Source organism: Telluria sp. AZSoR62, from assembly GCF_058111565.1.
On the sequence record NZ_JBYTST010000390.1, the window covers coordinates 1 to 260 of the forward strand.

Sequence of the window (260 nt, forward strand, 5' to 3'; positions counted from 1 at the left end):
CCTGGACGGGCTTGAGGCGCCCACCGGCGCCGTCTCAGGTTCTGCCCGGACCACCATCTCCCGGGTCAGCCGGCTGCTGTCCCCTGAGCCGCAGCTGCCTGCCGCCGCCCGCGGGCTGGTGCTTGCCGGCTCCGCCCTGCTCCTGGCCGTGCCCACCGCCCTGCTGATCGTGCCGGGCCTGCTGGGCTGAACCGACGCCGCGGATGGAACCGCCGTCTGGACTGAACCCCGGCACCCAGCCATCAGAGGACATCAGGCGT

Annotated in this window: 1 protein-coding gene; it reads left to right on the top strand. The window is 73.5% G+C overall.

The features are described 5' to 3' along the window. On the top strand, positions 1–190 hold a 190-nt coding region (locus AC3XQU_RS24200), incomplete at its 5' end, for a hypothetical protein (protein ID WP_489876666.1). Between the last annotated feature and the right edge of the window lie 70 nt (positions 191–260).